Below are 307 nucleotides of genomic sequence, written 5' to 3' on the forward strand. Positions count from 1 at the left end.
GATGACCTACTCTCGCATGGCTTGAGCCACACTACCATCGGCGCAGCTGCGTTTCACTTCCGAGTTCGGGATGGGATCGGGTGGTTCCACAGCGCTAATTTCACCAGGGAGACGGTTGCAGCAGCGCTTGCAGCGCCAGCTCGCGATCTTGCCCTTGGGGCGGAAGGTACCCAGAAAAGCAGTGCCTTCACTTAATAAGAAAAAACCCCGCTGCGTGAGCAGCGGGGTTTTTGGGTGTAAACCCTGGCGATGACCTACTCTCGCATGGCTTGAGCCACACTACCATCGGCGCAGCTGCGTTTCACTT

At 57.3% G+C, this 307-nt stretch carries 1 rRNA gene; it reads right to left on the bottom strand.

Annotated elements, in window-relative coordinates:
• Positions 1-108: ribosomal RNA gene (gene rrf, locus ACVOK1_RS20520) — 5S ribosomal RNA — on the bottom strand; the annotation flags it as partial.
• Between the last annotated feature and the right edge of the window lie 199 nt (positions 109-307).

This window comes from Stenotrophomonas sp. STEN087, from assembly GCF_056759115.1.